The organism is Nocardiopsis sp. L17-MgMaSL7, from assembly GCF_003182025.1.
Taxonomy (GTDB): domain Bacteria; phylum Actinomycetota; class Actinomycetes; order Streptosporangiales; family Streptosporangiaceae; genus Nocardiopsis; species Nocardiopsis prasina.
On the sequence record NZ_QGTF01000008.1, the window covers coordinates 150,837 to 167,719 of the forward strand.

Below are 16,883 nucleotides of genomic sequence, written 5' to 3' on the forward strand. Positions count from 1 at the left end.
AACCGAGCCCCCGGAGGCGCCGTGCCCGACGATCCCCCGTCCCCCGTCGCCCCGGCGGCGCGCCGCCTCCGCGCGGCGGCTCTGCTCACCGCCATCCTGCTGTCGTCGATGGGGGACGAGGTGGTGCTGGTCGCGGCCGTGTTCCAGCTCGCCGAGACCGGGAACTCCCTGTGGGTCACCGCCCTGCTGACCGCCCAGATCGGTCCGCTCGTCCTGCTCGCGCCGCTCGCCGGGGCGGTACTGGACCGCTTCGACACCGGCCGTGTCCTGGTCCTGGCCTGCGCGGGCCAGGGCCTGGCCATCCTGCCCGCCGTCTGGTTCCCCCACCCCGGTGTCCTGGTGCTGTACGTCCTCACGGTCAGCTCCCTGGCGGCCCTCGTCAATCCCGCGATCCTCACCCTTCTGCCCAGCGCTGCCGGAGAGCTCTCCCCGGTGCACGCCAACTCGCTGTTCGAGGGGGTCCGGGCCTCGGCGACGGTGCTCGGCCCGATGGTGGGAGGGGTGCTGGTGGGCCTCTTCGGGATCGTTCCGGCCCTGCTCACGGACTCAGTCAGCTTCTTCGTCGCGGCCGGGACCTTCCTGCTCCTGGGAGTACGGCGCCCCGTGTCCGGTGCCCCCGGCACCCTGTGGTCGGGGGCGTTGGACGGTGCCCGCCACGTCCTGCGGACCCGGCTGTTCCGCGTGCTGCTGCCGGTCCTGATCCTCGCGGTGGTGGCCACGTCCACCACCAACGTGGCCATGGTGTTCGTGACTCGGGAGGTGATGGGCCACGGGGCCGAGGTCTTCGGCGCGCTCACGGCGGGCTGGGGCGCGGGCCTGTTGGCGGGCGCGCTGGCCGTGTCGGTGCTGCGCCCGGCCCCGACCGGGCAGGGGGTGGCGCTCGCCGCCGCACTCGTGGGTGCGGCGCTGGCACTGTGGGCCTGGTTCCCGGTGCTGTGGGTGGCGGCGGTGTGCGTGGTGCTGGCCGGCGCGGGCAACTCCGTGTTCAACATCCTGCTCAGGTCGGTGGTCCACCGGATCACCCCCGAGCCCCTCCTCGGGCGGGCCCACGCGCTCATGGGCGCGGTGGTCAACGGAGGCTTCGTCGTCGGGTTCCTGATCGCCGGGTGGTTCGCCGCGGACCACCCCCGGGCGCTGCTCGCCGCCGCCGGGTCGGTCGCCCTCCTCGCCGGGCTGGTCGGGGCACTGGTCGTCCATGTCTCCAGCGCGGACACCGGGACCGCCGGGACGGACGGGACGGATGGTGATCCCGGGGTCCCGGAAGGGCGGATCGCATAGGATTCCACCCATGTGCGGTCGCTATGCCCAGTCCAGGAACGTGCACCAGCTCCAGCTGGCCTTCGCCCTCCCCGAGGAGGTCCAGGACGGCACGGGGGACCCGCGAGCCTGGCCGCCGCTGGAGGAGCTCGACCCGGACTACAACATCGCGCCGGGCAGCCCGGTGTACGCCGTGCTCGGCCCGCCGCCCCAGGGGGGCGCCCACGGTCGACCGGGACCGCGCTCCCTGCACACGATGCGCTGGGGCCTCGTGCCGGGCGGCGCCAGGGACCGCAACGTCGGCTACCGCATGATCAACGCGCGCAGCGAGACGGTCGCGGACAGGCCCGCCTTCCGCACCGCCTACCGGAACCGCCGCTGCCTCCTCCCCGCTGACGCCTACTACGAGTGGCAGCTGCTCAACAAGGACGGCACCACCGAGGCCAGCACCTCTCCCGCCACCGACCCCCAGCACAAGAGGCGCAAGGCCAAGGCCGCCAAGAAGCCCTTCTCCGTCCACTACTCCGGAGACGAACCGCTCGCCCTGGCCGGGATCTTCGAGCGCTGGCGCGACCCCGAGGTCGACGACCCGAGCGACCCCGACGCCTGGCTGTGGACCTGCGCGGTCATCACCACCGAGGCCGCGCCCGAACTCGCCCACATCCACGAACGCATGCCCGTCGTGGTGCCGCGCGAGGACTGGGCTGTCTGGCTCGACCCCGCCACCGGCGCCGAGGAGCTGGCCCACGTGCTGGACGACTCCCCGGTGGACCGGTTCTCGGTGGACGAGGTCTCCACCGACGTCAACAGCGTCAAGAACAACGGCCCCCACCTGCTGGAACCGGCCGAGGACTCCGGTCGCGGCGAACCGGAGACACTTTTCTGACCCCGGCGAGGCTGGACAGGGCCGGGGACGGCCTGTGTATGGTGTGCGAGGCCACGGGGGAGTGCTCCCCGGGGCCCTGGACACCGTGATCGGGGTGTCCCGGCACGTTCGACGTGCGCACATGTGAATACGCAACGCGGGAGCTCGCGCCATGGCGGGCTGAGAGGGCGACTCAAGGGTGTCGCCGACCGCAGAACCTGTTCGGGTAATTCCGACGTAGGGAGGCATGCCATGACGGCTATCGACGGTCGTGACGTTTCCACCGCCGACGAACACCGGGTGACCACAGGTCCCATCATGGGATCTCGCAAGGTCCACGAGGAGATCACCACCCCCGAGGGCACCACCCTCCGCATCCCGCGCCGCCGGGTGGATCTCAGCAACGGCAGCCACTTCGATCTGTACGACACCTCCGGCCCCTACACCGACGACAACGCACACATCGACGTCCACCAGGGGCTCCCGCGCACCCGCGAGACGTGGGCACTGGACCCCGTCGACGGTGCGACCACCCAGCTGGCCCACGCCAGGGCCGGGACCATCACCCCCGAGATGCGCTTCGTGGCCGCCCGGGAGGGCGCCGACCCCGAGTTCGTTCGCGCCGAGGTCGCGATCGGCCGCGCGGTCATCCCGGTCAACCGCAACCACCCCGAGTCCGAACCCACCATCATCGGCAAGAACTTCCTCGTGAAGATCAACGCCAACATCGGCAACTCCGCCGTCACCTCCTCGGTGCCAGAGGAGGTCGAGAAGATGGTGTGGGCCACCCGTTGGGGCGCCGACACCGTGATGGACCTGTCCACCGGCAAGCGCATCCACGAGACCCGCGAACGCATCGTCCGCAACTCACCGGTCCCCATCGGCACCGTCCCGATCTACCAGGCACTGGAGAAGGTCAACGGCGACCCCACCAAGCTGAGCTGGGAGATCTACCGGGAGACCATCATCGAGCAGGCCGAACAGGGCGTGGACTACATGACCGTCCACGCGGGCGTCCTGCTCCGGTACGTGCCACTCGCCGCCCGCCGCGTCACCGGCATCGTCTCGCGCGGCGGCTCCATCATGGCCGCGTGGTGCCTGGCTCACCACAGGGAGAGCTTCCTCTACACCCACTTCGAGGAGCTCTGCGAGATCCTTCGCCGCTACGACGTCACGTTCTCCCTGGGCGACGGCCTGCGCCCCGGTTCCATCGCCGACGCCAACGACGAGGCCCAGTTCGCCGAGCTGCGCACCCTGGGGGAGCTCACCCACATCGCCCGCTCGCACGACGTGCAGGTGATGATCGAGGGCCCCGGCCACGTGCCGATGGACAAGATCAGGGAGAACGTGCGCCTGGAGGAGGAGCTGTGCGGCGAGGCGCCGTTCTACACGCTCGGCCCCCTGGCCACGGACGTCGCCCCCGGCTACGACCACATCACCTCCGCGATCGGCGCCGCGCAGATCGGCTGGCACGGCACCGCGATGCTCTGCTACGTGACCCCCAAGGAGCACCTGGGGCTGCCCAACCGGGACGACGTCAAGACGGGCGTCATCACCTACAAGCTCGCAGCGCACGCCGCCGACGTCGCCAAGGGACACCCGGGCGCCCAGGAGTGGGACGACGAGCTGTCCAGGGCGCGCTTCGAGTTCCGGTGGCAGGACCAGTTCCATCTGTCCCTGGACCCGGAGACGGCGCAGGCCTTCCACGACGAGACCCTGCCCGCCGAACCCGCCAAGACCGCCCACTTCTGCTCCATGTGCGGGCCCAAGTTCTGCTCGATGAAGATCTCCCAGGACGTGCGCAGGTACGCCGAGGAGAACGGCCTGGACACCGTCGAGGCGATCGAGAAGGGCATGGCCGACAAGTCCGCCGAGTTCGCCGACGGCGGCAACCGCGTCTACCTGCCGCTCGCCGACTAGGGAGCGCCCACCCCGGGCCCGTCACCCCGCAGGGTGTGGCGGGCCCGCCGGGCCCTCGCCCAGGGTCACAGCAGCACCGGCAGTACCACCGGCTTCACACCCGTCAGAAGTAACAGGAGCGGCGCCGGGGACCGGCTACGCGGGCTTGTGGGCGCTGGCGACCAGGTGGACGCCGACGTAGTCGTCGGAGTCGGCGGCGTGCAGTTCCATCTCCACCAGCCGCGCCATGGACCTCGGGTCACGGGCCAGCATCATCTCCACGGTGGAGGCGGACAGGACCGTGCGCGGCTTGATCCACTCCAGTTCGAGCCCGGCCTCGGTGACCATCTCCGTGACCTGCTCCGCGGTGAAGCAGCGGGTGATCGAACCGTCCGGCCAGGGCACCAGGAGCACGTCGGCGCTGGGCGCGTGGCTCAGCTCCGGCCAGGCGTCCTGTTCGGCCAGCAGCGCCATGCCCAGGACCACCGAGTCCACACAGACCAGTACCCGGCCGCCCGGGCGCAGCACCCGGGCCACCTCGGACATCGACGACTCGGTGGCGAGGTGTCGGGAGAACACCCGGTTGTCAGCGATCACCCCGTCGAACGACTCGGGGCTGAAGGCGCGCAGGAAGGCGGAGTCGCCGACCACGTGCCGAAGGCGCCCGCGCGGTGTGGGACGCGGCACCACCGCCCGGCCGTTCACCAGGGTGAGAGGGCGGCGCATGGCCATGTCCACCGAGGGCAGCAGAGTCACGACGTCGTGACCAGCGGCGACGGCGCGTGGGGTGCCCTGGAAGTCGGGGCTGGACAGGTCGAGGAGCCGGGAGGGCCGCTCGGGGAGCCACCGGCTGATCTGCGCCTCCGCGACCGCCCAGTAGAAGCGCCAGTAGTCCGAGAGCCGGTCCGTTGTGGCGAACTGGGCGGCGGGCGATCGGGGGCGGTCGGAGGCCGGAGTCGAGGACGGTCGCACGTGCACTCCTCTCCATCCTTCAGTGTGTCCTACCCGCACTCTGCCATGCCTCACCTTCACCGACGCGGGCAAACGACAAAGTTCGGCGGGAGGGGGACCCGGTCACCACCCGCAGGGGTGGAATCAGGTCGCGGAGGACGTTGTTGTGACCAGCACCGCCCGGGGCGTGGTCCCGGAGGGGGTCCCCGAGGCGGGGACCCGCAGGAACACGGGAGCAGGGAAGGGGATGGGTTCGAGCATGCCGACCGCTGGTGCGTGCCTTGAGCGCGAGGAAACGGCGTTGGCGCCACGCGGCGTCGATGCGCAGGTCGGGGGTGTGGGAACGTATCGTTGGGATACGGACACCCCACCAGGGACCAGCGCGAGGAGGCCGAAGGGCTTGGACCAGAGCCAGGAGACAGCCGGGGAACGGGACGAGCGGTTCGAGAGGGACGTGCTTCCCTTCCTCGACCAGCTCTACTCGGCGGCGCTGCGCATGACACGCAACCCCTCGGACGCCGAGGACCTGGTACAGGAGACCTTCGCCAAGGCGTTCGGTTCCTTCCACCAGTTCAAGGCGGGGACCAACCTGAAGGCGTGGCTGTACCGCATCCTCACGAACACCTTCATCAACTCCTACCGCAAGAAGCAGCGGGAGCCGAAGCAGGCCGGGACCGAGGACGTCGAGGACTGGCAGCTCGCCCAGGCCGCCTCGCACACGGCGGCGGGGCTGAAGTCCGCCGAGGCCGAGGCGCTCGAACACCTCCCCGACAGCGACGTCAAGCGCGCCCTCCAGGAGCTGCCGGAGGACTTCCGGATCGCGGTCTACCTCGCGGACGTCGAGGGCTTCGCGTACAAGGAGGTCGCCGAGATCATGGGCACCCCCATCGGGACGGTCATGTCCCGGCTGCACAGGGGGCGGCGCCAGCTGCGTTCCCACCTTGAGGAGTACGCGGTGGACCGTGGTTTCCTCCCCGCGACCAGAGCCGCGGAGGCCTCGGCCGTCGCGTCGGGGTCGGCGGCGGGGGGTCGAGGACAGGTGAGCGGGTCGGATCGAGGAGATCGGCAATGAGCGACGGCCACGACAAGTCGGAGACGGACACCCCGTGCAGCGAGGTGCTCGACAAGCTCTACACCTACCTTGACGGCGAGCTGGAGGAGAGCGACTGCCCCGAGGTCAGGGCGCACCTGGACGGGTGCAGCCCCTGCCTGGACGAGTACGGCCTGGAAGAGGCCGTGAAGAAGCTCGTCGCCAAGCACTGCGGTTGCGATCCGGTCCCGCTGGACCTGCGGGACAAGGTCCTCGGCCGGCTGGCCGAGGCCCGCAAGGAGCAGCTGGCCCGCGAGGCCAGGGCGGCCCCCGGGGCGCCCGCCTGACACCGGCCTGAGCCGTCGACGGCCGGGGCCGTCCGGGATGACGGGGTGGCGAAAGCTGGCATTCCAGCTTTCGCCACTTTTGTGTATTCAGGGGTTCTTGTTGGGTTCTGGTGCTTTTTGGGCCATTTGAGTGCTTTTGTAGAAAGAGTGCGACGCATCCCGTTGGGTCCGGGGGGTTTTGGTCATTCGGGTGTCGGGTGGGTGGTTCTCGGGGGGTTCGACACGCCCGATGGGGCGAATCGGTTTTCGGTCGTGACCGAGTCGGAATGAATTTCCTTGAACTTGTGAGAGTCCGTTTCGGATGCTCACAATGGGTAGTCATGCCTGATGGGGTCCGCTGGCCTCGGTGGCAGGATCCCCCGAGGAATCGGAGGTCCCCAGTGTCGCGCCTGTGGTCTATTGTCACTCTGTGTAGTCATCTGGAATGACTAATTGAATTAGTAATTCCACGCTCCGGAACTTCTCGCTCCGGGGGGTGGCGAGTGTGCCTCCGGTTCGGGTTGGGGGTAATCAGGATGGTGTCGTGGCCCGTTAAACTGGAGGCCTTATCCAACGAATAAGGTAATTTGCGCGGCGTGCCCGGGGGATGAGGGGGTCGCCGCCACGGGGAGAAGGAGGACGACTGATGTTCGTCACCATGTTCGGTTCGATGATGTCCGCCGTTTTGATGGCTTCCACTTTTACCGGATGGTCTTGGTGGTAGAACAGAACCGGTGAAACCATGACAGTCCGGTCGTCGTCGGTGGGGGGTGAACGGGGGTGCGGGCTCTTCCTTGGGGCGCGCGTGTCTACGTCGGGATCATCGTTGTCAGTGCTGTCGCCATCATGCTCGTCGGTCCCTACACGGGGATCGACCTGGGGACCCTGGTACTCATCGCGGTCCTCTTCGTCGTCGCGGAGTCGATAAGCACACACGTCGTCGTCGACGTCAAGGAAGCCGGGATCTCGCCGAGCTCGGCCGTGGCCCTGGCCGCCGTCGTGCTGGTGGGACCGGTCGGCGCGGCCGTGGTCGGTTTCGCCTCCTGCCTGGCGGTCCGCAGACAGGGCCTGGTCAAGCGCGCCTTCAACGGAGCGCAGTTCGCACTGGCGGCCCACGTGGCCGGACACGTCTACCTCCTGCTCGGCGGCACGGTGGGGGTGCCGGGACAGTCCGACTTCCCCGGCATCGTCCTGCCGTACGTCGCGGCGGTCCTGACGCACACGCTGCTCAACTCGGTGCTCATCGGCGTCCTCATGTGGTGCCTGGGCGTCACCCGGCCCGCCGGGGCGGGGCCGCTGCGCTGGCGTCCGCTGGCCGCCCTGGAGGTCGCCTCCGTGGGCTACCAGATGCTGGGCCTGGCGATCGCGGCCATCTGGGGCGCGGTGGGGATCATCGCCCCGCTGCTGGTCCTGCTGCCGCTGTTCATCGCGCGGTGGGTCTTCGGCCAGCAGACCGCCGAGGCGCGGGCGCACGAGGCCACCCTGGCCACGCTGTGCCAGGCCGTGGAGACGAAGGACTACTACACCCGTGGCCACTGCATGCGGGTGGCCCAGGGCTCGGCGATGATCGCCGCCGAGTTGGGTATGCCCGCCGAGCGGGTGCAGAAGATCCGGTACGCGGGGATGCTGCACGACATCGGCAAGCTCGGGGTACCCACCAAGGTGCTCCAGAAGAACGGCAAGCTCACTGACGACGAGTACGCGGCGATCAAGCTGCACCCCACGCGCGGGTACGAGATCGTCCGCGAGATCAGCTTCCTGGACGAGGCGCTCGCGGGCATCCGGCACCACCACGAGCGCCTGGACGGGCGCGGCTACCCGATGGGGCTGGTGGGGATGGAGATCCCCGAGTCCGCTCGGATCATCAGCGTGGCCGACGTCTTCGACTGCCTCACCTCGACGCGCTCCTACCGCAAGGCCTGGTCCGTCGAGGACGCCATCGTCGAGCTCCGGCGCTGCGCGGGCAGCCAGTTCGATCCCCGCATGGTGGAGGCCCTCGTCCGGGCCGTCACCCGTGAGGGTTGGGAGACCCCGGACATCGCGGAACCGCCGGGCGGTTGCTACGGCGCCTCCGTCGACTCCGGGATCGGGGACACGGGCGCGACGGTGCCGGCCGCACCGCCGCGCGACGGTACGGCACCGGTGGCCGAGTCCACGTCGGCGGCCGCGGTGACGGGGGGCCAGGACCGGTGATGACGCAGAAGCAGTCGGACGGGCCGCTCCCCGGGCCCTACCCCGGTGGCCCCGAGGGCGGGGCGTTGGGCCACCAGCGGTCCTGGGGGCCCGCCTGGCGCACCGCGAGACCCTTCCGGGCGGTCCTGGTGGGCGGGGTGGGCGCCGCCTCCCTGGCCTCCCTGGTGTGGACCGCGGCTGCCGGGTTCCACCAGCCCTACGTGGCCCTGGCCTTCTGCCTGGTCATCGCGGGCGGCGAACTGGCCAGGATCACGCTGCCAGGACACCGGGAGTCCGCGCCGATCGCCCTGGCCGGGGCGATCGCCTACGCGTTCCTGCTCAGCCTGGGCGGAGAGGCCAGCCACCACACCGCCTGGCAGGTGGTGGCGGTGGTCGCCCTGGGTGTGGCCCTGGGGGAACTCCCGCACGTGGCGGTGGGGCGCGGCCCACGGCTGGAGGACGTCGCGCGCAGGGTGCTCACCGCGTCGCTCCTCGCCGTCGCCTTCCGGCCCCTGGTGGAGGCCCTGGCCCTGACCGGACCCTCGGTCGTGGTCGCCCTGATGATGACCGTCCTGGTCGCCCTGGCGTGGTCGCTGGACGTCGTGGTCTCCGCCGTACTGCGCGCTGAGCGGCTGCGCACCCGCCTGGTGGTGGCCATGCGTGACGAGGCCCGGGCACAGGTCGCGACCGGCGGCGCGATCGCCTCCAGCGGAGTGCTGATCGCCCTGGCCTGCACGGTGACCGGCCTGGTGGGGCTGCTGGTCTTCCTCGCGCCGCTGCTGGTCTCCCAGGTGGCCTTCCGCAGGCACGCCGAGGTGCGCCGCACCTACCTGGAGACGGTGCGGGCGCTGTCCCGCGTCACCGAGGTGGGCGGATACGTGGAGAACGGCCACTCGCGGCGCGTCAGCCAGCTCTCCCACGGCATCGCCTGCGAACTGGGTCTGGCCGAGGCGGAGCTGCTGGAACTGGAGTACGCGGCGCTCATGCACGACATCGGACAGCTCTCCCTTCGCGAACCCATCGCGGGCGGCGCCACCCTGCTGTCCTCGCCGAGGGAGCAGCGGCGGATCGCGGAGCTGGGGTCGGCCATCATCCGGGAGACCGGGGTGCTGGACAACGTCGCGGAGATGGTCCGCCGCCAGTGCGAGCCGCTGGCCGGGGACGGCGATGAGGGTGTGCCCCCGCTGGGCAGCCGCATCATCAAGGTCGCCAACGCCTTCGACGACCTGGTCGGTGAGAACGGTGACGCCGAGCGCCGCGCCGCCGTGGTGGAACGCCTGCGTATGGACACCGGCAGCGAGTACGACCCGCGCGTGGTCGACGCCCTCTCCAGCGTGCTCGCGCGCGGCTGATCCGGTCACCCGGTAAAGGGAGACACCGCTTCGGAGCCCGGGTCACCCGGACCGGGTGGTGCGACGACGACGGCTGCGCGCCGGGAAGAGATCGCCCACGACGCCCTTCCCATGTGCGGGCGCGAGCCCGGAGCGGCGCCGGGAACGGTGCGTCCGCCAACCGGGCGGAGGGCGTTGACGGCGTCCGAGGCGTCGGCGAGGGGCGGTGCGAGCGGCCGCGGAAGCGTCGGATGCCACCAGCGGGCTCCGAGGGCCCCGCACCCGGGCGGAGGGGTCCTCGGCCCGGGGGCGGGAAGGAGCCGGTGAGAGGATGGTCACGGGGGAGCACGTCGGGGCCGCACCGCGCGTGCGCGGATCAGTCCCGGGGCGGGCGCAGGCGGGTGACGAACTTGTAGCGGTCGCCGCGGTAGAGCGAGCGGACCCACTCCACCGGGTGCCCGTCCCCGTCGAAGCTGTGCTGGCAGTGCAGGACCAGGGGCAGTCCCACGTCCACGCCGAGGAGGCGGGCCTCGTTGGGAGTGGCGAGGACGGTCTCGATCGAAGCCTCCGCCTCCGCGAGGGAGACGTCGTAGGCGCTCGCCAGAGCCTCGTAGAGCGACGCGTAGCGGTCCAGCTGCCTCCGGAGTCCGGGAAAGCGTCGCGCGGCCAGGTGGGCCGTCTCGACGGCCATGGGCTCACCGTTGGCCAGCCGGAGCCGTTCGATGCGCAGCACGCGGCCGCCCGAACGGATCGCGAGGAGTTCCGCGAGCTGGTCGTCCGCGTTGATGTAGCTCACGTCCAGGATGCGGGTGGCCGGGTGTAGACCGTGCGCCCGCATCTCCTGCGTGTAGCTGGTCAGCTGGAGGATCTGCGCGACCTTCGGCTTGGCCACGAAGGTGCCCTTGCCCTGGATGCGCAGGAGCCGGCCCTCGACCACCATCTCGGTCAGCGCCTGGCGCACCGTGGTTCGCGAGGTGCCGAACTGGGTGGCCAACGATCGCTCGGGCGGGACCGGGTTCCCCGCCGGCATCGCCTCGATCAGCTCCAGCAACTGCTTCTTGACCTGGTAGTACTTCGGCACTCTGGGGTTGCCGTCCAGTGTGTGCTGACCAGTCATCAGTCTCCTCCGCCGCGTTCCGCGCCCCGCCCGGACGTGGTCGGTGCGGCCGCCTTCCGGCCGTCGATTGGTGTGGACCACTGGTCGAGTGCGTGTCCCTTGAGTATGCACGGCTTCATGGGATGATTTGTGAGTGCCTCACCTCAGCGACCTCATTCGCCGTCACACGTCACTCAAGCAGGCGGACCTGGAGTGGATCCACTCTCTGGTCTCCGACTGGCAGCTCCTGGCCGACCTCTCCTTCGCGGACCTCGTGCTGTGGGTGCGCCTGCGCGAGGACGACGGCTGGACAGCCATCGCGCAGATGCGGCCCACGACCGGCCCGACCGCCTTCCAGGACGACCTGGTGGAGGCGGTGCTCCGGGACGACATGACCGATGTCACGTCCCGGTCCGCGCCCAGGGTGGTCGGCCGCCGGGCCCTGATAGACCGCGCCTGGAGCGAGGGACGGATCTGCCGCGACGGCGACCCCGACTGGTCCGGCGGGGTCCCGGTGCGCGAGGAGACCATTCCGGTCCGCCGCGAGGGCAACCTCATCGCGGTCATCCAGCGCAGCACCAACCTGAGTTCGGCGCGCACGCCCAGCCGTCTGGAGCTCACCTACCTCCAGAGCGCGGGCGACCTCGCCCAGATGATCGCTGAGGGCGCCTTCCCGTTCAGCGAGCAGGGGCCGCTCATGGTCCGCTCGCCGAGGGTCGGTGACGGCCTGCTGCGCCTGGACCAGAACGGCGAGGTGGTCTACGCGAGCCCCAACGCCCTCTCGGCGTATCGGCGCCTGGGCCTGGCGGCCGACCTGGTGGGTGCGCGCCTGGACCGCACCACGCTGGAACTGGCCGCCCAGGGGGAGGCCCGCGACGAGAACCTCACCTACACCGCGAGCGGGCGCGCGCCGCAGGAGGCCGAGGTCGAGGCCCGCGGTGTCACCGTGCAGCTGCGGGCCATACCGCTGGTGATCGACGGGGTGCGGATCGGCGCGCTGGTGATGGTCCGCGACGTCACCGAACTGCGGCGGCGTGAGCGCGAGCTGATGACCAAGGACGCCACCATCCGGGAGATCCACCACCGGGTGAAGAACAACCTCCAGACGGTGGCGGCGCTGCTGCGGCTCCAGTCACGGCGCCTGGACATTCCCGAGGCGCGTGCGGCCCTGGACGAGGCGGTCGGCCGGGTGGGGTCCATCGCGATCGTGCACGAGATGCTCTCGCACACCCCGGACGAGGTGGTGGACTTCGACGACATCGCCGACCGGGTCATGCAGATGGCGGCGGAGGTGTCCTCGACGGGACAGGCGGTGGTGCCCAGACGCGACGGCCACTTCGGCCTGCTGAACGCGCTGGTGGCGACGCCGTTGTCGATGGTGCTGGCCGAACTGGTGCAGAACGCGGTGGAGCACGGCCTGGGCCAGGGCCCTGGTCTGATCGAGGTGCGGGTGTGCCGGTTCGACACCGGGCCGGGCCACCCTGGGCCGAGCAGCCTGGAACTGGCCGTCTCCGACGACGGTGGCGGTCTTCCGGAGGACTTCGACCTGGAGGGGACCACGAGTCTGGGGTTGCAGATCGTGCGAACCCTGATCGTGGGAGAACTCGGCGGGACCCTGGCGATCAAGCCGAAGGATTCCGGCGGTACCGAGGTGGCGATCAGCCTGCCGCTGGAGCACGAGGAGCGGGAGGTTCCCTGAGGGGGCCCGAGAGGCCGGGGGAGCCGCTCCCGGTCCGGGGGCCGCACGGACGTGTGCGATCCCCCGCCGCGCCAACGGGGGTCGTCGGTCGGTCGGGGCCGGTGGTCAGCTGCGGACCATCGGACGCAGCGTGGTGCCACGGCGCTTGATGCGGCGACGTTCCTCCTCGGAGGTGCCACCCCAGACGCCGCCGTCCTGGCCGCTTTCCAGTGCCCACTTCAGACACGCCGAGCTGACCGGGCAGCGCTGACACACCGCCTTGGCCTCCTCGATCTGGTTCAGTGCGGGGCCGTAGTCGCCGATGGGGAAGAAGAGTTCGGGGTCTTCGTCACGGCAGGCTGCGTCATGGCGCCAGTCCATGCGGTCCACTCCTCACAGTGAGGCGATCATTTGTGAAGCTTTTCACGATCGGAATGTGCAAGGGCGCCCGGCGGAGGGGGTCCACCGGAGGTGTCGACAAGGCCGAGGTAAGTGAGGTTTCACCCCACGGCCACGTGGGAAGCGCCCAAATTAACTCGCCCGTAACTCGCGGCGATATCCTGAGCGTGACAGGAACGCGGGGGGCATGCAAGAGTCCCCGAGGCCAAAGGTCCTGTTCGGCGTGTCGGGTGCGTCACAGTCATCGGGAATGGCTGCTTTCGACGTTATTAACAGAAGATTCGTAATGCCTTCGGTACCGAGTGGAAGTTGACCTCTTCACGCTCGCCCAGGTATTCACCGTCGATTTGGAAGGCCCGGGGATGGGACGAGGAGATGCGCAGTGACACCTGGTCGTGCCAGGTCACGTAGCCGTCACCACGTGCGGGAAGACCCTTGGGGAAGAACATTTGGGAAAGAACCCAGCCAGTCAGCGCGTGCGAGGACTGCGTCAGCGCGAATGCGTCCAGACCCAGCTCGAAACGTGAGGCCGGGGTGGGCTGAAGTGGCAGCGCCCCCGCGTAGGTCCACGGAGTGGTGTTCGTGACCAGCGCGAAATAGACGTCCTCCAGTGACGTTCCGTCGCTGGACACGCTGAGTGACGGATCGCGGATATCGCCCCGGAAGAACAGCTTTACCGCGGTCTCCGCGTACAGCGCGGGGGTGGCCTTCCTGCCGTTGCCGCGTTCCTGCTCCACCTGCTGCACCACATCGGCGTCCCACCCGAAACCGGCGCAGAAAGTGAAGTAACGGTCGTCCTGGTCGCCGGTGATCCGGCCCAGTCCGATCTCCCGCTCACGCCCCGCCCGAATGGCCTCCAGGACGGCACCGGTCGCCTCGACGGGGTCACCGGGGACCCCGAGCGAGCGGATGAACACGTTCGCGCTCCCGCCCGGGATGACGGCGTACCGGGGGCGGGGCAGGTCCTCGGGGGTGGTGAGGAGCCCGTTGACGACCTCGTTCACGGTGCCGTCACCGCCCAGGCTCAACACGAGTTCGTACCCGTCCGCGGCCGCGCCCCGCGCCAGCTCGCGAGCGTGGTCACGATGGGCGGTCTCGACGGGGGTCACGTCCAGCTCGGAGGCCAGGGCGCCCAGGATCACCTCGCGCGTGCGGAAGGTGGTCGTGGTCGCCTGGGGGTTCACGATGAATAGGGCTCGCACCCGGTCAGTCTAGGCGGTGCGTCGTCCACGAGGGGGCGCGGAGCCGGGCCCCACCACGGGGACTGCCACGCGGGGGCACCGGGTGGGCCGGGCGCCGGAGCGCCTCCGAGGGCGGGCCGGAGAGGGGGACACCGGGAGCGCGTATAGGCTCGTCGGGTGTCTTCGCGTCCCTTCACCATCGTCATCGCCGCCGTGCTGGAGGCCCTGATCGGGCTGGTCGCGGCGTTCGCCGGAATCTACAGCCTGTACACCGCCATCACCGGACGGGCCACCGATCCGGTCTCCTCCGCCATCCCGCTCACCGTGATCGGGGTCGGGGTCGGCGCGCTGCTCGTCTTCGTCGCGTACGGGCTCTGGAACCTGCGCGACTGGGCCCGTACCCCGGTGGTGGTCACCCAGCTCTTCATGGCCGTGGTGGCGTACTACATGTACACGGGGGAGCAGTACGTGATCTGCGCGGTCATGCTCGCCGTAGCCGTCGCCGCGGCGGCCGCCGTCCTGTCGCCGCCGACGACCGCGGTGCTGTTCTCCGACACCGAGGGGCGCCGGTAACGGTCACCGCGGCCGTCGGCCGCGCACCGGATCAGTCGTCCGTGGTCAGCGCCTGCCGTAGCTGGGCCAGCGTGCGCGCCAGCAGACGCGACACGTGCATCTGGGAGATGCCCAGCTCCTGGGCGATCTGGGACTGCGTCATGTTCCCGAAGAAGCGCAGCAGCAGGATGCGCTTCTCGCGGGGCGGGAGCTGCTCCAGGAGCGGTTTGAGCGACTCCCGGTACTCCACGCCCTCCAGGGACTCGTCGACGATCCCCAGGGAGTCGGCCACCGCGGGGGCGTCCTCGTCCCCGCTGTCGGGGGCGTCCAACGACACCGTCGAGTAGGCGTTGGCGGACTCCAGGCCCTCCAGCACCTCCTCCTCGGTCATCTGGAGGTGCGTGGCCAGCTCCGCGACGGTGGGCGAGCGCCCCTCGCGCTGGGACAGGTCGCTGACCGCCTTGGTCAGCGAGAGCTTCAGCTCCTGGAGACGGCGCGGTACCCGCACCGCCCAGCCCTTGTCCCGGAAGTGGCGTTTGATCTCGCCGACGATCGTCGGGGTCGCGTAGGTGGAGAACTCCACCCCGCGTTCCAGATCGAACCGGTCGATGGACTTGATCAGCCCGATCGTGGCCACCTGCGTGAGGTCGTCCAGCCACTCGCCCCGGTTGCGGAACCTGCGGGCCAGGTACTCCACCAAGGGCAGGTGGAGCTCGACCAGTTCGTCGCGGATCGCCCTGCGCTCGGGCGCGTCCGCGTCGAGGTCGTTAAGGCGCTCGAACAACTCTCTCGCGCGCGCCCGGTCGGGCACCGCGTGCTCGGTCTTCGCTGTCAGAGCGGGCCCCCTTTCGCTCACGCCGGCTCCAGGGCGCCACGGCGTTTGTACAGGACGATGTAGACGCGGTCGTCCGGACCGACCCCCGCGTCGACATCCCCGGCGAGAGCGGAAAGAACGGTCCAGGCGAAGGTGTCACGTGCGGGCAGGCGTCCGTCCGCCGTCATCACCGAGACCGAGATGCGCATCCCGTCGGGGGTGAGTTCGAATTCCGTGGTCAGTTCTGTGCCGGGCAGCGCCTGGGAGAGGAGCATCGCGCAGGCCTCGTCGACCCCGATCCTCAGGTCCTCGATCTCGTCGAGGGTGAAGTCGAGTCGGGCGGCCAGCCCTGCCGTCGCCGTGCGCAGGACAGACAGGTAAGCGCTGTCGGCTGGCATGTTGACGGTGACAGCGTCGCGTACACCGGTGGCGTCGGCCGTGGGCACAGCGGTTTCTTCGGTCACGTCCCTCCTTCGGGGGGCGAGGTTGCCGCTTGAGAGCAATGTATCTCGTTTCACCCTGCCACTGACGCAGGGCAATGGGATCGTGTCCAGCCCTCACGGGGTGAACACGAGACGAATGGTCCGTCCGGACCCCCTGCGGGAGCCAGTGCGGTCAGCGCGTCGCCGTTCGGGCGACGGACCGTCAACACATCCGTGGGGGGCCAACCCAGGGTACGCGCCGCGCCGGCGGGGCCCGCCGTCGAGACTCACCGGGGCCGTCGGGCGACCAGCCGCTCCACCATTCCCATCAACAGCCGGTCGTGGTGGCCCACCTCGAACCCGACCTCCTCGGCGACCGCGCGGGGCAGTCTGCGCGGGTGTGAGCGCAGACGTTCGCGCAGCCGGAACGGGAAGCGCGTGTACTCGATGTGGTCGACCAGCAGCAGCCGTCCGCCGGGGACCAGCACCCGGTACATCTCGGCCAGGGCGCGCTCCTGGTCGGGGATCGTGCACAGCGCGAGCGCGCACAGGACGGTGTCGAAGGACTGGTCGGCGAAGGAGAGCCGCTGGGCGTCGCCCTCCACCAGGTGCACCGGGCGTCCCTGCTCCTCGGCCCGCTCCCGGGCCCGCGCGAGCATGGTGGGGCTCAGGTCCACCCCGGTGAGGACGACCTGTGGTGGGTAGAGCTCCAGGTTGATCCCGGTGCCCACCGCCACTTCGAGGGTGCGTCCCCGCGCGCCGCCGCACAGCAGACGACGGGTGCGCCGGACACTCGGCGGTTCCATCCGCGATCCCGCGTCGTAGCCTCCCGCCCTCTTCTCCCACAGCTCGCGAACCTTCTCCGTACGCGCGTCCATGCCTCTCCCCGGGCAGGTGGATGTCACGTGAC

Annotated in this window: 16 protein-coding genes and 1 riboswitch; of the genes, 9 read left to right on the top strand and 7 right to left on the bottom strand. The window is 70.1% G+C overall.

Going from position 1 to position 16,883, the window contains the following annotated elements:
• Nucleotides 1-21: 21 nt before the first annotated feature.
• The 3 genes from BDW27_RS16010 (at nucleotide 22) to thiC (ending at nucleotide 4,042) form a co-directional block, all read left to right on the top strand.
• Nucleotides 22-1,278 carry an MFS transporter gene (locus tag BDW27_RS16010; RefSeq protein WP_110049976.1) on the top strand — a complete coding sequence of 419 codons (1,257 nt, stop codon included), beginning with the start codon at nucleotides 22-24 and terminating at the stop codon, nucleotides 1,276-1,278.
• A gap of 10 nt (nucleotides 1,279-1,288) precedes the next feature.
• Nucleotides 1,289-2,143, top strand: a complete 855-nt coding sequence (locus BDW27_RS16015; RefSeq protein WP_040692971.1) for an SOS response-associated peptidase — start codon at nucleotides 1,289-1,291, stop codon at nucleotides 2,141-2,143.
• A gap of 126 nt (nucleotides 2,144-2,269) precedes the next feature.
• Nucleotides 2,270-2,385: riboswitch (TPP riboswitch) on the top strand.
• Nucleotides 2,375-4,042: a phosphomethylpyrimidine synthase ThiC gene (gene thiC / locus BDW27_RS16020; protein WP_017542513.1), complete on the top strand. Its 1,668-nt coding sequence runs from the start codon at nucleotides 2,375-2,377 to the stop codon at nucleotides 4,040-4,042. (Overlaps the previous riboswitch by 11 nt.)
• 135 nt (nucleotides 4,043-4,177) lie before the next feature.
• Here thiC and BDW27_RS16025 read toward each other — a convergent pair whose 3' ends face one another.
• Nucleotides 4,178-4,999 (bottom strand): class I SAM-dependent methyltransferase, encoded by an 822-nt coding sequence (locus tag BDW27_RS16025; protein WP_017542514.1) that lies wholly within the window; start codon nucleotides 4,997-4,999, stop codon nucleotides 4,178-4,180.
• A 373-nt stretch (nucleotides 5,000-5,372) separates the two neighbouring features.
• On the opposite strand from BDW27_RS16025, the gene BDW27_RS16030 reads away from it, so the two are divergent.
• From BDW27_RS16030 to BDW27_RS16045, 4 genes are all read left to right on the top strand, one after another.
• The gene (locus tag BDW27_RS16030) at nucleotides 5,373-6,044 is read left to right on the top strand and encodes a sigma-70 family RNA polymerase sigma factor (RefSeq protein WP_017542515.1); all 672 of its coding nucleotides are present in this window, start codon (nucleotides 5,373-5,375) and stop codon (nucleotides 6,042-6,044) included.
• Nucleotides 6,041-6,349, top strand: coding sequence for a mycothiol system anti-sigma-R factor (rsrA, locus tag BDW27_RS16035; protein ID WP_017542516.1), 309 nt, complete (start codon nucleotides 6,041-6,043; stop codon nucleotides 6,347-6,349). The genes BDW27_RS16030 and rsrA overlap by 4 nt, the downstream gene beginning before the upstream one ends.
• Before the next feature lie 825 nt (nucleotides 6,350-7,174).
• Nucleotides 7,175-8,521 (top strand): HD-GYP domain-containing protein, encoded by a 1,347-nt coding sequence (locus BDW27_RS16040; RefSeq protein WP_017542517.1) that lies wholly within the window; start codon nucleotides 7,175-7,177, stop codon nucleotides 8,519-8,521.
• Nucleotides 8,521-9,852, top strand: coding sequence for an HD-GYP domain-containing protein (locus BDW27_RS16045; RefSeq protein WP_017542518.1), 1,332 nt, complete (start codon nucleotides 8,521-8,523; stop codon nucleotides 9,850-9,852). The genes BDW27_RS16040 and BDW27_RS16045 overlap by 1 nt, the downstream gene beginning before the upstream one ends.
• Nucleotides 9,853-10,207: 355 nt before the next feature.
• On the opposite strand, the gene BDW27_RS16050 is transcribed toward BDW27_RS16045, so the two are convergent.
• On the bottom strand, nucleotides 10,208-10,948 hold the full coding sequence (locus BDW27_RS16050; protein ID WP_017542519.1) for a GntR family transcriptional regulator: 741 nt from the start codon (nucleotides 10,946-10,948) through the stop codon (nucleotides 10,208-10,210).
• A gap of 133 nt (nucleotides 10,949-11,081) precedes the next feature.
• Between BDW27_RS16050 and BDW27_RS16055 the strand changes: the two genes are divergently transcribed.
• Nucleotides 11,082-12,626, top strand: a complete 1,545-nt coding sequence (locus BDW27_RS16055) for a sensor histidine kinase (protein WP_110049977.1) — start codon at nucleotides 11,082-11,084, stop codon at nucleotides 12,624-12,626.
• Nucleotides 12,627-12,731: 105 nt separating this feature from the next.
• Here the strand turns inward: BDW27_RS16055 and BDW27_RS16060 are convergent, their stop codons facing one another.
• Together BDW27_RS16060 and BDW27_RS16065 are read right to left on the bottom strand one after the other, a co-directional pair.
• On the bottom strand, nucleotides 12,732-12,986 hold the full coding sequence (locus BDW27_RS16060) for a WhiB family transcriptional regulator (protein ID WP_017542521.1): 255 nt from the start codon (nucleotides 12,984-12,986) through the stop codon (nucleotides 12,732-12,734).
• 287 nt (nucleotides 12,987-13,273) lie between these two features.
• Nucleotides 13,274-14,206, bottom strand: coding sequence for a diacylglycerol kinase family protein (locus BDW27_RS16065; protein ID WP_110049978.1), 933 nt, complete (start codon nucleotides 14,204-14,206; stop codon nucleotides 13,274-13,276).
• Nucleotides 14,207-14,362: 156 nt separating this feature from the next.
• On the opposite strand from BDW27_RS16065, the gene BDW27_RS16070 reads away from it, so the two are divergent.
• The gene (locus tag BDW27_RS16070; RefSeq protein ID WP_110049980.1) at nucleotides 14,363-14,758 is read left to right on the top strand and encodes a hypothetical protein; all 396 of its coding nucleotides are present in this window, start codon (nucleotides 14,363-14,365) and stop codon (nucleotides 14,756-14,758) included.
• A gap of 31 nt (nucleotides 14,759-14,789) precedes the next feature.
• On the opposite strand, the gene BDW27_RS16075 is transcribed toward BDW27_RS16070, so the two are convergent.
• The 3 genes from BDW27_RS16075 to BDW27_RS16085 form a co-directional block, all read right to left on the bottom strand.
• Nucleotides 14,790-15,548: an RNA polymerase sigma factor SigF gene (locus tag BDW27_RS16075; RefSeq protein ID WP_193374200.1), complete on the bottom strand. Its 759-nt coding sequence runs from the start codon at nucleotides 15,546-15,548 to the stop codon at nucleotides 14,790-14,792.
• Nucleotides 15,549-15,589: 41 nt separating this feature from the next.
• On the bottom strand, nucleotides 15,590-16,015 hold the full coding sequence (locus BDW27_RS16080; protein WP_026128903.1) for an anti-sigma factor: 426 nt from the start codon (nucleotides 16,013-16,015) through the stop codon (nucleotides 15,590-15,592).
• A 245-nt stretch (nucleotides 16,016-16,260) separates the two neighbouring features.
• Nucleotides 16,261-16,851, bottom strand: a complete 591-nt coding sequence (locus BDW27_RS16085; protein WP_017542526.1) for a class I SAM-dependent methyltransferase — start codon at nucleotides 16,849-16,851, stop codon at nucleotides 16,261-16,263.
• Nucleotides 16,852-16,883: the final 32 nt, after the last annotated feature.

Coding starts and splice junctions, on each gene's coding strand:
- BDW27_RS16050 (WP_017542519.1), bottom strand. CDS start 10,948: ATGACTGGTCAGCACACACTGGACGGCAACCCCAGAGTGCCGAAGTAC.
- BDW27_RS16040 (WP_017542517.1), top strand. CDS start 7,175: ATGCTCGTCGGTCCCTACACGGGGATCGACCTGGGGACCCTGGTACTC.
- thiC (WP_017542513.1), top strand. CDS start 2,375: ATGACGGCTATCGACGGTCGTGACGTTTCCACCGCCGACGAACACCGG.
- rsrA (WP_017542516.1), top strand. CDS start 6,041: ATGAGCGACGGCCACGACAAGTCGGAGACGGACACCCCGTGCAGCGAG.
- BDW27_RS16015 (WP_040692971.1), top strand. CDS start 1,289: ATGTGCGGTCGCTATGCCCAGTCCAGGAACGTGCACCAGCTCCAGCTG.
- BDW27_RS16060 (WP_017542521.1), bottom strand. CDS start 12,986: ATGGACTGGCGCCATGACGCAGCCTGCCGTGACGAAGACCCCGAACTC.
- BDW27_RS16085 (WP_017542526.1), bottom strand. CDS start 16,851: ATGGACGCGCGTACGGAGAAGGTTCGCGAGCTGTGGGAGAAGAGGGCG.
- BDW27_RS16045 (WP_017542518.1), top strand. CDS start 8,521: ATGACGCAGAAGCAGTCGGACGGGCCGCTCCCCGGGCCCTACCCCGGT.